The 13,849-nt window shown below is 72.4% G+C and carries 6 protein-coding genes; 3 read left to right on the plus strand and 3 right to left on the minus strand.

The window, feature by feature from the left end; translation table 11 throughout:
* Positions 1-155 precede the first annotated feature (155 nt).
* Entirely contained in the window at positions 156-2,309 is a 2,154-nt protein-coding gene (locus Aph01nite_RS05380) for a DUF6055 domain-containing protein (RefSeq protein WP_204039616.1), read from the plus strand.
* 165 nt (positions 2,310-2,474) lie between these two features.
* Here Aph01nite_RS05380 and Aph01nite_RS05385 read toward each other — a convergent pair whose 3' ends face one another.
* Positions 2,475-2,825, minus strand: coding sequence for a winged helix-turn-helix transcriptional regulator (locus Aph01nite_RS05385; protein ID WP_204039617.1), 351 nt, complete (start codon positions 2,823-2,825; stop codon positions 2,475-2,477).
* Positions 2,826-2,872: 47 nt separating this feature from the next.
* Between Aph01nite_RS05385 and Aph01nite_RS05390 the strand changes: the two genes are divergently transcribed.
* Positions 2,873-3,796 (plus strand): NAD(P)-dependent oxidoreductase, encoded by a 924-nt coding sequence (locus Aph01nite_RS05390; protein WP_204039618.1) that lies wholly within the window; start codon positions 2,873-2,875, stop codon positions 3,794-3,796.
* 86 nt (positions 3,797-3,882) lie between these two features.
* Positions 3,883-6,849 carry an AfsR/SARP family transcriptional regulator gene (locus tag Aph01nite_RS05395; protein WP_204039619.1) on the plus strand — a complete coding sequence of 989 codons (2,967 nt, stop codon included), beginning with the start codon at positions 3,883-3,885 and terminating at the stop codon, positions 6,847-6,849.
* Here Aph01nite_RS05395 and Aph01nite_RS05400 read toward each other — a convergent pair.
* A complete protein-coding gene (locus Aph01nite_RS05400) occupies positions 6,846-7,019 on the minus strand; it encodes a hypothetical protein (protein WP_204039620.1) in 174 nt (57 codons plus the stop codon). The genes Aph01nite_RS05395 and Aph01nite_RS05400 overlap by 4 nt on opposite strands.
* A gap of 10 nt (positions 7,020-7,029) precedes the next feature.
* Positions 7,030-13,818, minus strand: a complete 6,789-nt coding sequence (locus Aph01nite_RS05405) for a polymorphic toxin-type HINT domain-containing protein (RefSeq protein ID WP_204039621.1) — start codon at positions 13,816-13,818, stop codon at positions 7,030-7,032.
* Between the last annotated feature and the right edge of the window lie 31 nt (positions 13,819-13,849).

The following is a 13,849-nucleotide window of genomic DNA, read 5'->3' on the forward strand; positions in this document are numbered from 1 at the left end:
GCGGGCGCGGCCCTCCCCGCCTTGACATGATTTGTTGGGGCGACAAACTATGCGGAACGGCAAAGGTCTTGCCGGGTGTGGATCGGGTGCCTCGGCGTGGGTGGGCGGACCCCCGCCGGCGCCGGGCCGCATCGGCCGCAACCGTGAGGACTCAGATGGTTCAATCGCGCCGGTCGCGTCTCCGCTCCATCATCGCGACCGTCATCCTGGTGCTCGCCGCCCTCGCCGCGACGCCCCTCCCCCATTCCGCGGCCGTCGCCAAGACGGTCTACATCCCCAGCCGCTGGGTGAGCACGGGCGAGGTGCCCTGGGCCCAGAACCGCACCAGGGAGTCGGCCAACTTCATCCTGCTGTGGGGCGAGCGGTCCGGCACCAACCCGCTGACCGCGCCGTCGGACGTCCGGTTCGATCCGGACAACATCCTCAGCCAGCTGGAGAGCCTCTACAACTTCTACGTGAACACGATGCGGTTCACGCCCGAGACCGGCCTGCTGGCCCAGCACAAGATCATCGTCATCGTCACCCGGACCTGGAACCGCACGGCCCTGGACGCCTGGGCCACCGGGGGCTCGGTGGACGGCCTGGTGGGGGTCATCAACATCGCACCCGCCGCCGCGGCGCCCGGATCCTGGGGCCTGGCCCACGAACTGGCGCACGTGTTCCAGAACTACACCTTCCTCGGCCGTTCGGGGATGGGCTTCACGCACGCCTCCGCGGGCACCTTCTGGGAGACCAGCGCCGAGTTCATGGCGATGCAGGTCTACCCCACCGTGGCCGCCGGCGACCTGACCCGGTTCATCCGCACCGAGCACCTGGCCTACAGCAGCAGCCGGCACCACTACGGCAACTGGATGCTGGTGCAGTACATCAAGGAACGCGACGGCCTGGCCATGTTCAACCGGATGTGGAACGAGGCCCGCAACACCGAGCACCCGCTCGAGGTCTACCGGCGGCTGACCGGAATCACCCAGGCCGAACTCAACCGGCGCATCGGCGAGTACGCCCAGCGCAACGTCACCTGGGACTACGCCAACCGCGCCGACATCATGCCCTTCATCAACCGGCTGTATCCCTTCGTGACCGTCTACAACGGCCATCCGGTCGAGGCGGTCAACGCCGCGGCGGGGCACTACCGCATCCCCGAGGCGCTGGCGCCGTCCACCTACGGGTACAACAAGATCCGGCTCGTCCCGGCGAGCGACGGCGCCCTCATCCGGGTACGCGTCCGGGCCCACGTCAGCAGCGCCGGCCAGAACGGTCTCGCGGCCGGGTTCGTGGCCGTACGCAACGGGACGCCGCGTTACAGCCCGGTGACCGTGACGACCGACAGCACGCTCAGCTTCCAGACCCAGTCCGGTGAGCGGGACGTGTACCTCGTCGTGGCGGGCACGCCGGGAGTCGTCCACAAGTACGCCTTCCTGGACGGTTACCCGCGCAACTACCGCAACCCCTACCAGTTCCGCATCGAGGGAGCCGTCCCGTACGGGCACGAGGCCGGGCACACCCGGCCCACCCCCACGGGCGGCCGGTGGCACTCCAACGGCGGCGGCTGGGTCGACAGCCGCGCCAACGTGGCGTCCACCGCGTACGTGGGGCCACGGGCGGCGGTCTACGGCAACAGCACGGTCAGCGGCAACGCCCGGATCGAGGGCATGGCCTGGGTCAACAGCGGCGCCACGGTCACCGGCAACGCGATCGTCCGCGACAGCGCCCTGGTGCAGGGCGGCGCGAACCTCAGCGGGAGCGTGGTCGTCGGCGGCGACGCCGAGCCGGCCATCGCCTGCGGTTCGGGCACCTACCTGATGTTCAACCCCGATCGGGGCTGCAACGGCGCGGGCGGCGAGACCGACGTCAACCCGGCACACGGCACATTCACCGACGCCGACCTGACGCTGGGCTCCGGCCCCTCACCAAGCCCCACCCCGTCCCCGTCCCCGTCACCCTCACCCTCGCCGAGCCCTTCACCGAGTCCTTCCCCCTCCCCCTCACCGAGCCCTTCCGGAGGCACGCGCGCCTGCTCGGCCACCTACGCGATCACGAACACCTGGCAGGGCGGCTTCCAGGGCGACGTGACCGTACGGGCCGGCGGTTCGGCGATCACCGGCTGGACCGTGACCTGGACCTACGCCAACGGCCAGGCCATCACGCAGTCCTGGAACGCCGCGATCACCAGTAGCGGCGCCGGCGTCACCGCCGGCAACCTGAGCTGGAACGGCGGCCTCGGCGCCGGCGCGACCACCGCGTTCGGCTTCCTCGCCAACGCCGGCACGACCAACTCCGTACCCGCCTTGACCTGCACAGCGAGATAACGCCCCCGACCCCCTGCCGCCCCACCGGCGGCAGGGGGTTCGCTACGCGCACCTGCGGTAGCCACTTTTTTGTGGGTACTTGTGGGCCGGGACGGGGTGACCGGAAGCTTGGTCGTGCGGGGTGAAGGCCCGCGAATCCAGATCAGATGGGAGGTTGGCGGTGCCTCAGGAGACTGGCTGGGCCTCGGTCAGCTTCTCCAGGCGGCGATGGCCCCAGTCGGAGAGCGGTTCCAGCGCGTCCGCCAGTTCGCGGCCGAACGAGGTCAGGGAGTAGACGGTCTTCAGGGGCCGTACGTCGTGGACCTCCCGGTGGACCAGTCCGTCGGCCTCCATCTCCCGCAGCGTCTGGGTCAGCACCTTCTCGGTGAGGCCCGGCAACCCCCGGCGTAGCTCGCCGGGGCGGTGCGGGCCGGACTCCAGCGTCCAGAGCAGAACCGTCTTCCACTTGCCGTCGATCACAGCGATGGCGGCGGTCACTCCGCAGACGTTCGGGTCCTGGGCACGGCTGCGTGTCATCTTCATCCCCATTCATCGCTATTTGCTAATTTCGAGGAGTTTGAGGCATGCCCTCGCACACTGAAGAGTCTGCCGTCACCGTGCTCGGCCTGGGGCCGATGGGCCGGGCCCTGGCCGGGGCCTTCCTGGACGCCGGTCTGCGGACCACGGTCTGGAATCGTACGCCGGGCAAGGAACCGGAGCTGGTCAAGCGGGGTGCGGTCGCCGCTCCGACGCCCGAAGAGGCGGTCGCCGCGAGCGGGCTGACCGTGGTCTGCGTGCTGAACTACGACGCGGTGGACGCCATAACGCGGCGTGACGCGGTCGCCGGCGCGCTCAACGGGCGCACCGTCGCCAACCTGACCGCCGACACCCCCGGCCGGGCCCGGGAGACCGCGGCCTGGGCGACCGGGCACGGCATCGGGTACCTGGACGGCGCGATCATGACACCGGCCACGACCATCGGGACACCGGACGGGGTATTCCTCTACAGCGGCCCGGAGCGGCTGTACCTGGACCACCGGCCGGTGCTGGACGCCCTGAACGGCAGCCACACCCACCTCGGCACGGAGATCGGCCAGGCCGCCGCGTACGACATCGCCTTGCTCGACATCTTCTGGACCGCGATGACGGGTTACGCACACGCGCTGGCGGTCGCCAACGCCGAAGGGATCACCGCGAAGGAACTGGCGCCGTTCGCCAAAGGCATCGGCTCGATCCTCCCGCCGATCTTCGAACAGCTCGCGGACGACGCGGACAGCGGCAACTTCTCCGGCGAGGACAACCCGATCACCTCGGCGGCCTCGTCCATGGCCCATATCGTCCACACCTCGGAGGCCCACGGCATCGACGCGGGAGTGATGCGCGCCGCCGAAGGACTGGCCCGCCGCGCCATCGGGCAGGGCCACGGCGCCGACGGCTTCCTCCGGGTCACCGAAATCCTCGCCCGGCATCGGCTCCCCGGGACTGACACCCGGCAGCGACGGCGTTGAAAAGATCTTCGGCCGCGGCGGGGGCGACGTAGCATCGATCACGTCGATCACATCGAATGTGTGTTCCACCGTGCACGGGAGCGTCGATGGAGTTCCGGGTGCTTGGCGATCTGACCGTCCTCACCGCGGGACGAGCGCTGCCGCTCGCCTCCCGGCGGCAGGAGCAGCTGCTGGCGCTGCTCATCAGCCGGGGCGGCCGGGTGGTGGACGCGGGGACGCTCACCGACGCGCTGTGGGCCGAGCGGCTCGGGTCGCAGGCGGCGAAGAACCTGCAGGTGCTCGTGCACCGGCTGCGGCGGACGCTCGGCGACGCCGAGCGGATCCGGCACGACCGGTACGGCTACGCGCTGCTGGCCGAAACCGAAGAGGTGGACGCGTGGCACTTCGCCGAACTGGCCGAGCGGGGCGGTAAGGCGCTGGCCGGGAACGACGCGAAGGCCGCGACCGCACTGCTGGCGGAGGCGCTGGCGCTCTGGCGCGGGCCGGCGTTCAGCGGGCTGGACGACGTGATCGCGCTGTCCGAGGCGGCGGAGCGGCTGGAGCAGATGCGGCGGCGGGCGGTCACGGAGCGCATCGACGCCGAGCTGCGGCTGGGCCGCCACGGCGCGCTGGTGCCCGAGCTGATGGGGCTGGCGGCGGCCGACCCGCTGGACGAGTCGGTGACGGCCCGGCTCATGATGGCGCTGAGCGGGTCCGGGCGGCGTACGGAGGCGCTGGCGGTGTACCGGCGGACGCGGACGGTCCTCGCCGAGGAGCTGGGGCTGGAGCCGGGGCCGGAGCTGCGCCGGCTGCAACGGGCGGTGCTGCGGGGTGACGCCGACGTCGCGCCGGCGCGCCGGTCGTCCGCGCGGTGGGGCGGCGCGGCCGTACGGGCGGCGGAGGCGCTCCAGCCGGATCCGGCGCCGTGCCTGCTGCCCGCGTCCGTGGCCGACCTCACCGGACGCGACGCCGAACTCCGCCACCTGGTGCGCACGCTCGGCGGGCTCTCCCCGAGCACGCCCGTCGTGTGCGCGATCTCCGGCATGGCCGGGGTGGGCAAGACGGCGCTCGCCGTACGGGCGGCGCACGAGGTGCGCAAGGACTTCCCGGACGGCCAGCTCTACGTGAACCTGCACGGCGCGGGGGCCCGGCCGGTCGAACCGCGGGAGACGCTGGGACGGTTCCTGCGCGCGCTCGGGGTTCCGGGGGCGGGGATCCCCGACACGCTGGACGAGCGCGCCGAGGTGTACCGGGCCCGGCTGTCGGGCCGGCGGGTGCTGGTGGTGCTGGACGACGCCGCGGACGAGGCGCAGGTCGAGCCGCTCCTCCCGGCCGACGCGGGCAGCGTGTGCCTGGTCACCAGCCGGGCCGCGCTCACCGCCCTGGCGGGGGCGGATCGGCTAGCTCTCGGCACGCTGCCCGTCGACGCCGCCGTGGACCTGCTCGGCACGATCACCGGCCGGGACGACCTCGACGGCGCGACCGCGCGGCGGCTCGCCGAGCTGTGCGGCCGGCTGCCGCTGGCGCTGCGGATCGCCGGGGCCCGGCTCGCCGCCCGGCCGCACTGGTCCGCGGAACGGCTGGCGGCGCGGCTGGAGACCGAGCACGACCGGCTGGACGAGCTGGCCCACGGCGCGCTGTCGGTGCGGGCCAGCCTCGCCCTCGGCTACTCGGGGCTCGCCGACCCGGCACGTACGCTGCTGCGGCGGCTGGGCCTGGTGGAGACGCCCGAGTTCGCGGGCTGGGTGGCGGCCGCCCTGCTGGACGCGGCCCCCCGCGCCGCCGAGGACACGCTGGAGAGCCTGCTGGACGCGCGGTTCGTGGAGTACGCGGGCCTCGACGGCGTCGGCGTGGCCCGCTACCGCCTGCACGATCTGGTACGGCTGCACGCCAAGGAGCGCGCGGCCGAGGAGGAGGGTCCGGGCGAGGCCGACGCGGCGCTGGCCCGGCTGACCGGCGCGTACCTGGCGCTGGCCGAGCGTGCCCACCGCCGCCAGTACGGCGGTGACTATCTCATCCTGCACGGCGGTGCCGAGCGCTGGCAGGTGGACCCGGAGACCGAGAGCCTGCTGCTGGGCGACCCGGCGGGGTGGCTGCGCGGCGAGCGGCAGGGCCTGGTGGCGGCGGTCGACCAGGCGGCCCGGCTGGGCCTCGCCGAGACCTGCTGGGATCTGGCGTTGACGGCCGTGACGCTGTTCGACGCGCAGGGCCTGTACGACGACTGGCTGCGCACCTGCTCGACCGCGCTGGAGGTGGCCCGGAAGGCCGGCGACGTCCGGGGCGAGGCGGCGATGCGATTCTCCCTCGGCGAACTCGACCTGTTCCGGCAGCGGTACGGCGCCGCCAGGCCGCACTTCGACGCCGCCCTCGCGCTGTTCACCGAGGCGGGCGACCGGCACGGGGAGGCCCTCACCGTCCGGAACGCGGCACTGCTCGACCGGGTCGAGGGCCGCGTCGAGGTCGCCCTGGACCGGTACGGTCACGCGCTCGACCTGCTGCGGGAGGTCGGCGACCTGAGCGCCGAGGCGCACGTGCTGGGCAGCGTCGCCCAGATCCACATCGAGCACGGCTCGGCCGAGGAGGCGGGCCCGCTCCTGGAAACCGCAGTCGTGATTTATCGCGATTTAGGCGACGTACGGGGAACCGCGCAGATCCTCAACCGCATGGGCGCCGCGCACCTGCGCGAGGGCCGGGCGGCCGAAGCCGAGGCCGCCTACCGCCAGGTGACCGAGAGCACCCGCGCGGCGGGCGACCGCATCGGCGAGGCGTACGGCCTGCTCGGACTGGGCGAGGCCCGGCTGCTCGCGGGCGGCCACGACGGCGCCGCCGAGGCGCTCGACGCCGCGCTGCTGCTGGCCACCGAGGTGGCGGAGCCTTTCGTGGCCGCCCGGGCCCGCCTGGCGGCGGGCCGCCTGGCCGCCGCGGCGGGGGACGCCGGGACGGCCAGGGCACTGCTCGAAGAGGCGGACCGCGGCTTCCAGCGGATCGGCCTGCCGGTCTGGCACGAGCGCGCCGCCGACGCGCTCCGCGCCCTGCCCGGCGGCCGATCCGGCCAGCAGCCGCCGTCCGCCTAGACCGCGGGATCCGGGGGCAGCATCCAGTGGCTGCCGCAGAGCTTCTCCGCCTGCCCCGGCGGGTACGGACATATCCGGCCAGGGCGTGGCTTGGGAAAGTCGTTCGCGATCGGCGGCACGACCCCCGCGGCGACCACCAGCGCCGCCAGCACCATCTTGATCCTTTTCATGCGTTCCCCTCTAGACGCCGTCTACGATGCGTTTGGCGATTTCCGTGATGATCATGAGGCCCTGGCGCGCGTACCACTTGACTTTCTCCCGCTTGGTGAAGGTCTTGGGCGCGGGTACCAGCAGCGTTGTGGGCTTCTTGTCCTTCAGTTCCTTTCCGAGGAGCTCGAAGTCGGGCGGGTCGTGGCGAGTGCCCGCGGTGTAGTCGGGTCCCCAACCGGGTGAAGAGCCTCCGCCGCCTCCAGAGGAGGTTCCCCCGGAACCGGACGAGCCGGAGCCACCGGAGCCACCGGAGCCACCGCCCGATTTGCCCGTGCCGCCGCCTCCGCCGCCGCTCGGGCAGTTGTGCACGAGGAGATCGGCCTCTCCGGCGGCGACGTGGTAGGTGTGCACGCCGTCGATCGTGAGGTTGTGCACCCGGGTGCGGGTGTCGCGCTCGTGCAGGCCGACGACGGCCAGCCGGGCCCCCGCCGGGGTGCGCAGCGTGTCGCCGATCTCCAGGTCGGCGGCCTCGATCCAGAGTCCCCGGTCGTCCACCCAGAAGGGGTGGTTGCCGGTGGCGACCACGAGCCCGGTCCCGGCTCCGCGCGCGCCGTCGGTGTCGACGGTGATCTCGACCAGGTGCCTGTCGCCCTCGCCGACGATGGTCGCGACCACGGGACGGGCTGTGCTCTCGCCGGTCTCGGGGTCGGTGGCCAGGACCTCGTCGCCGAGCCGTACCTCCTGGATGGGTTTGTGGGAGCCGTCGGCCATCAGCACCCCGGTGCCGGGGACGAAGCTGTTGGTGCAGCTGGGGCCGCGTTCTCGCACGGTGGGCAGTTTCAGGCCGCCACCGCCGCCCGCGCCCGGTTTGGGCGAACCGCCGGCCGGGCCCGCCCCGGCGGCCTTCTTCGCGTTGGCCGCGTCCTGGGCCTTCTTCCATTTGGCCAGGTCGTCCTCGTACTTGGCGGCAGCGGCGGCGGCCTCGTCGGCTTCGCGGAGGATCCGGCGGGCCCACTTGACCCGCTCCAGCCAGTGCAGCACCGCCTTGCCCGCGCGGACGGCCGACTTGATGAGAGGTCCGGCTTTGAGGAGTTTGCCCCAGGGGAGGATCTGGGCGATGGCCATCGCGCAGGAGCCGATGTTGCCCTGGAGGCAGTTGCGGATGTCGGTGAAGCCGATGATGTCCAGGATCAGCTTGCCGCCGACCTCGATGGCGACCTGCTGCCAGGTCTTCTTGACGGTGTTGCGCGCCTCGTCCTGGTCGCCCTGGCTGGGGCCGCCCTTGGGCGGCGTCGGCGGCGCGCCGCCACCCGGGTTGGAGCCCGCGGGCGGCTTCGGGCTGGAGCCGTCCGGCGGGGCGTCCTGGCATTCGCCGGGGTAGTTGCCGCAGAGTTCGCGGGTGCCCGCCGGGTCGGCGTAGGTGACCGGGCTGTTGCCCGCGTAGGCGTACCCGTGGAGTTGCTGCGGGTCGGTCGGGTCCATGATCGGGTCGACCGAGAGGAAGCGGCCCGTGGACGCGTCGTATTCTCGGGCGCCGAGGTGGGTGAGGCCGGTGGACTGGTCGGCGGTGCCGCCGACGAAGCCGCGTTCCGACGGCCAGGACGCGGGCACGGCGCCGCGCGGGTTGCCGAACGGGTCGAAGCGGCGGCGGGTGACCTGCAGCGACGCCGCGTCGATGGAGAGCATCGCGGTGCCGTTGTGGTCGGGGTCGAGCCAGCTCAGTTTCCGGTCGTCGGTGCGGACCGCGACCATCTGGTCGCCGTGGCCGTAGTAGCGGACCGCGGTCGGCGTGGTGGCGCCGGTGGCGAGCCGTACCTCCATCGCGCCGAGGTAGAGGGTGGTGCCGGTGGGGTCGCGGCGGATCAGGCGCGCGCCGTCGGCGTCGTACAGGAACGAGGTGGTCTGGCCGGCCTCGGTGACCTTGCTCAGGTTCCCCTCGGCGTCCCAGGTGAGGGTCTGCTCGGCCGAGCCCCGCTTGCGGGTGGTGGTGTTGCCCGCGCCGTCGTAGGCGTAGGTGTCGAGCCTGGTGCCGGCCGGGCCGGTGGTGGTCACCTGCTGCAGGGCGTGCGGGCGCACGGCGCCCGGTCCGGCCGGGTAGGTGTAGTCGCTCCTGGTGTCGGCCGTGGCCCCGGCCACCGCGTGCCTGGTCTCGGTCAGCCTGCCGCCGGTCTTGTCGTAGGTGTAGGAGTGCCAGTACGGCGCGGCCCCGCCGACCACGCTCGCCGCGGGGTCGGCGGCGCAGTTGTCGGTGGCGCTCCACGCCTGGGTGAGTCGCCTGAGGTAGTCGTACCGGAAGCACTGCACGTCCGACGGCGCGTTCGCGACGGGTGGCGTGTCGGCGACGCGGATGATGTTGCCGGCCTCGTCGTAGCGGTAGTTGAGGTCGGCCTGGCGCGCCTGGGAGGCGGTCTCCCGGTCGGTGATGCGGCGCAGCACCCGGCGCGTGCCCTCCTCGTAGGTGTAGTCGTGCAGGACCCGGGCGCCGGTCTCGCCCCAGCGTTCCTGGAGCAGCTCGCCGGTCTTGGAGTAGAGCGTGTCGTTGACGTACATGCCGAGGCTGGAGCGGGTCTGCTTGGGCAGGCCGAGCGCGGTGTAGGTGGTCCGCACGGTCTCGGCGGGCAGGTTCCCCGCCGCCGGGTAGATCAGCGCCGAAGGCGTGCCGTCCTGGTTGTAGCGCGGCTCGAAGGTGTAGGTGCCTCGCAGCGCGCCCTCGGCGTCGGGGATCACGTAGCTCGCCGACGTCGGCCGGTACTGCTCGTCGTAGGCGTCGACCCGGGTGACGTAGGCCGCGCCGCCCGAGTAGCGGGTGGCGGCGACCGGCAGGCCCTTCACCGAGGTGCCGTCGGGGAGCGCGTCGTAGGTCCATTCCGCGAGCTTCGTGCCCGTGGCCGACCCCTCGAACATGGCGGTACGGCGGCCCAGCGCGTCGTGGCTGTAGGCGAGGGTGCGGCCCCGGCCGTCCGTGCTGGTGGCCGGCCGGTCGAGCACGTCGTAGGTGTAGCTGGTCGTGCCCTTGTCCGGGTCCTCCGTGGTCGCGACCCGGTTCCGCACGTCGTACGTGGTGCGCCAGACGTTGCCGGCGGAGTCGGTGACCGTCGCCTCGGCGCCGTTCTTGGCGTAGGCGTACCTGGTGACGTCGTGGTCGCCGGTGGGCGCGCCGCCCTTGTACTCCCACAGTTCGACCGTGCGGCCGCGCCCGTCGAGGATGCTCGTGGTGGGCGTCGCCCCGTTGGGCGGGTCGACGTCCACCCGGTCCGGGGCGTACGCCCTGGTGGTCTGCCACTTGGTGGAGCCCAGCACCTTGAAGGTCTCGGTGGTGATGTTGCCGAAACCGTCGTAGCCGAACACGGTCTGCGCGGGCATCGCGCTGTCGGCCGCGCCGAGGATCGTGGTGGAGGGCGGGTCGGCGTTGGCGTACACGTCGTTCTTCTTCGCCACCTGGCCGAGCGTGTTGTAGAGGGTGTCGCTCACCAGACGCCCCCCGTCGTGCCCGGGGAGCTGCGTCTGCCGCAGCCGCAGCAGCCCGTCGTAGAGCTCGTGGCCGACCGTGGTGGTGCCGTCGTTGCGCAGGGTCTTGGTGGTGATCGCGACGGGTTTGCCGGCCTGCACGGTGTAGGTGTACTCGCCGTCGGGTGTGGCGGTGGTGGCCCGGCCGGGCATCCAGACCTTGGTGAGCCGTCCGAGCGGGTCGTAGGCGAGGTGGGTGACGGCCGCGTTGGCGTCCTCCTGCTTGACCATCGCGCCCCATTCGGGCGCCAGGAAGATCTTGTTCGTGTGCTGGAGGGGGTTGGTGGTGGTCATCTGGGTGACCGGCTCCCCGGACGCCGGGCTGTAGGCCGTGGTGGTCTTGGCGTCCGCCGCGTCGTAGCTCTCCGTCACCCGGCCGTGGTCGTCGTAGACGCTGCGCGACACGGTCAGGTAGTGCGGCGTGCCGCCGTTGTAGGCGTCCAGTTCCTCGGTCCTGGTGATGTCGCCCTTGGTCGGCGCGGCGCCGTACGCGCCGCCGTCGTAGGACATGCGCCCGTCGCCGATCACGTCGGCGGGCCTGGCGGGCGTGGCGGTGCAGGCCACCGCGACCGTCTCGATCCGGATCGGCAGGTAGAGGATCATCGCCGTGGTGTTGGGCGCGTAGGTGAAGCGGGTGCAGCGGTCGTCGGCGGCCGTGCCGGTGTCCCCGAGGTCGTTGATCTGGGTCACCGCGGCGGAGGCGTCGTAGGACCGCTGGGTCTCGGTGCGCCGGATCACGCCCGTGCTCAGCTTGGCCCGGCTGCGGGCCTTGGCGAGGTCGAGCCGGTACGCCTGGTCGCCGCCGCCGGACGCGGTGGGCCCGTCCAGCCACGGATCGTTGATCGTGCCCGACTGCTCGGCCCCGTCGGGCGCGACCAGGTAGCGCGTCTCCCGTTCGAAGCCCTGCAGTCGCCAGTGGTCCTCGACGGCCACGCCCTCGGAGTCGGTGACGCGCACGTCGCGGACGCCGCTCGGCTGCTTGTCGCCGTCCATGCCGCGGAAGAACAGATGCTCGACGGCGACCCGGACGTCCCGCGTGTCCCCCTTCGTCACCTGCACCTTCTCGAAGCCCCGGTACTGCGACCAGGTACGGCGACTCGCGGGCACCAACTCCTGATCGTCGTACGCCCACGCGGGATTGCCCCGGTACGCGTAGTTCGTCTGAACGATCGACGACCCGCCCATCAGGTCGGCCTCCAGCACCTGCCTGACCACGTACTTGTGGAACCAGTCGAGCAGCGGATTGGCCGACCCCTCCGGCGCCCAGTACGACGGGAAGCACAGCTTGCCGTTGCCGGACGGCGACGGCAGCGCCGACCGGGCGCACGACGGCTCGGCGTAGTTGACCATCAGCCGGCCGCCGGTGCCGTTCTCCACCGCGTTGACGCGCCACTTCATCATGGGCGCGATGCCCTCCAGGGCGTCCACGCGGTTGGGCTTCTCGACGCCGTCCAGGTCCACCGGCGGCGTGCTCTCAGAACCGCCCACCAGCCCGGTCTGCTGGATCTTGTCCAGCCACAGGGCGGGGCTCATGCGGTCACCGGCGGCGGGGAAGGTGTGCGTCAGCGTCCACGAGTCCACGTTCACGTACGCGCCGGCCTTCAGCACCTCGGTGGTGACCTTGGTGAGCCGCTTGCGGGTGAAGAACGTCGGCGAGAAGTTCGGGCAGTCCTTGCCGGCGGCGCAGAGCTGGTCGGCCGGCACGTCCGGCCAGTACTTCGCGTTCGCGGGGGTGAGCTTGTCCGGCGCGCAGTCGAAGGACGCCGTCTTCAGGCACCGCTCGTCGACCGTGAACCACACCCGGGCCGGGGCCCGCGTGGTGTGGACGGCGCCGGACCGCTGGCCGTACTCGATGTGCTCCAGGTAACCGCCCGCCGTGTACGACGTCTCGTCGGCCGCCTTGACGTTCCGGCCGTAGTGGTTGGTCTCCGGCTGGTAGAAGTAGCTGAGCGTGTTCCCGTGCGTGTCGATGACGTGGTCCAGGTTCCACCGGTACGCCTGCCGGCACCACGAGGCCGCGTACGTGGCGGCGTTGCAGGGCTCGCCGGCGTCGTCGCCGAACACCGGCATCGTCCACGCCGACCTGGTCTCCTGCTTGCCGGTCCCCCAGCCGGGCAGCCGGTTCTGCCCGAAGAAGTACTGCGTGCCGTCGGTCGAGGTGATCTTCCAGTACTCGCCGTCGTCGTCGCCGTTGATCGCGCCGTCCAGCTTCTCCACCCGCGACCCGTCGTCGGACTTGGGCCGCCAGACGCCGCCGGTGTCGCGGACCAGCTCGGTGGCGCTGCCGCCGAGCATCATGGTGGCGTTGTCGCCGCCCCAGCACTGGTCGCCGTTCTTCGGTGTGACGCCGTCGTCGTTGCACGACTTGTAGCGGCGCTCGATGAAGCCGCCGGGGGTGAAGTCGAAGCCCTGCCCGACCCAGCTGGGCTGGTTGTTGGTGGACACGGTCTGCCCGTCCACGCTCCCCGAGGAGTACGTGAAGGCGAGCTGCGGCGACGGGCCGCCCAGCGAGGGTGGCACCCGCAGCGGGTAGGACCAGGAGAAGTCGCCGGTCTGGGCGCTCACCTGCCATTTGGCGGTCGGCGAGAGCGTGCTCGCGGCGAAGCTCCCGGTGGCCCCCGACGGCGCGGCGGCCACGGCGAACAGCCCGGCCGTGTACGACGCGTCGGCGCCGATGGCGGCGGCCGGAGCCGCGGTGACGTCGGCGGTGAGCGTGCCGTGTTCCATGTCGTTGGCGGTCGTCACCGGGCGCGGCGCGGGGCAGTCCCCGACGCCCGCGGTCTGGGTGAGCGCGCAGCCCGGCAGTTCGACCAGGCGGAGCCGCGCGGCCCAGTCGCCGCCGTACGCGTGCCGGAAGTCCGAGTAGTCGAAGCTCAGCCGTACGGGCGCCGCCGTGGCCGTCCCGTCGGCGCGGGTGACCTGGAGGCGGACGTCCGACGCGTCCGCGGCCAGCAGCTCCACCCGTACCCGGCCGGGCGCGGCGGAGCCGGCCGCGCCCGGCGCGGGTCCGACGGAGACCGGCAGGCCGGTGAGCGCGGTCATGGACGACTGCAGGGTGGCCTCCGCGCTGCCCGTCGCCGGCCAGGTGACGTCCGGGGGCCCGGTCAGCGCCCCGGTCTCGGCGGGATCCTCGGGTGTGGGCTGGGCCTCGACCGGCTCACCCTCGACCAGGGTGTCCTGCTGCGGCTCCGGCGGGTTCCACCCGTCGGCGTACGCCGGCCCGGGCGGGATGACGAGGGTGGTGGCGGCGACCGCCGCGACGATGCCGATCGGCAGCCACCTGCTCCGGCGGCTGCGGCGTAAGAAGATCATTGTTTGCCTCCTGGCCGTGGGAGGCGGGAGG

Source organism: Acrocarpospora phusangensis (assembly GCF_016862995.1).
Classification (GTDB): domain Bacteria; phylum Actinomycetota; class Actinomycetes; order Streptosporangiales; family Streptosporangiaceae; genus Acrocarpospora; species Acrocarpospora phusangensis.

Bases quoted from the DNA above. Each gene is read 5' to 3' on its own strand.
- Aph01nite_RS05380 (WP_204039616.1), top strand. From the start codon at position 156: ATGGTTCAATCGCGCCGGTCGCGTCTCCGCTCCATCATCGCGACCGTC.
- Aph01nite_RS05385 (WP_204039617.1), bottom strand. From the start codon at position 2,825: ATGACACGCAGCCGTGCCCAGGACCCGAACGTCTGCGGAGTGACCGCC.
- Aph01nite_RS05390 (WP_204039618.1), top strand. From the start codon at position 2,873: ATGCCCTCGCACACTGAAGAGTCTGCCGTCACCGTGCTCGGCCTGGGG.
- Aph01nite_RS05395 (WP_204039619.1), top strand. From the start codon at position 3,883: ATGGAGTTCCGGGTGCTTGGCGATCTGACCGTCCTCACCGCGGGACGA.
- Aph01nite_RS05400 (WP_204039620.1), bottom strand. From the start codon at position 7,019: ATGAAAAGGATCAAGATGGTGCTGGCGGCGCTGGTGGTCGCCGCGGGG.
- Aph01nite_RS05405 (WP_204039621.1), bottom strand. From the start codon at position 13,818: ATGATCTTCTTACGCCGCAGCCGCCGGAGCAGGTGGCTGCCGATCGGC.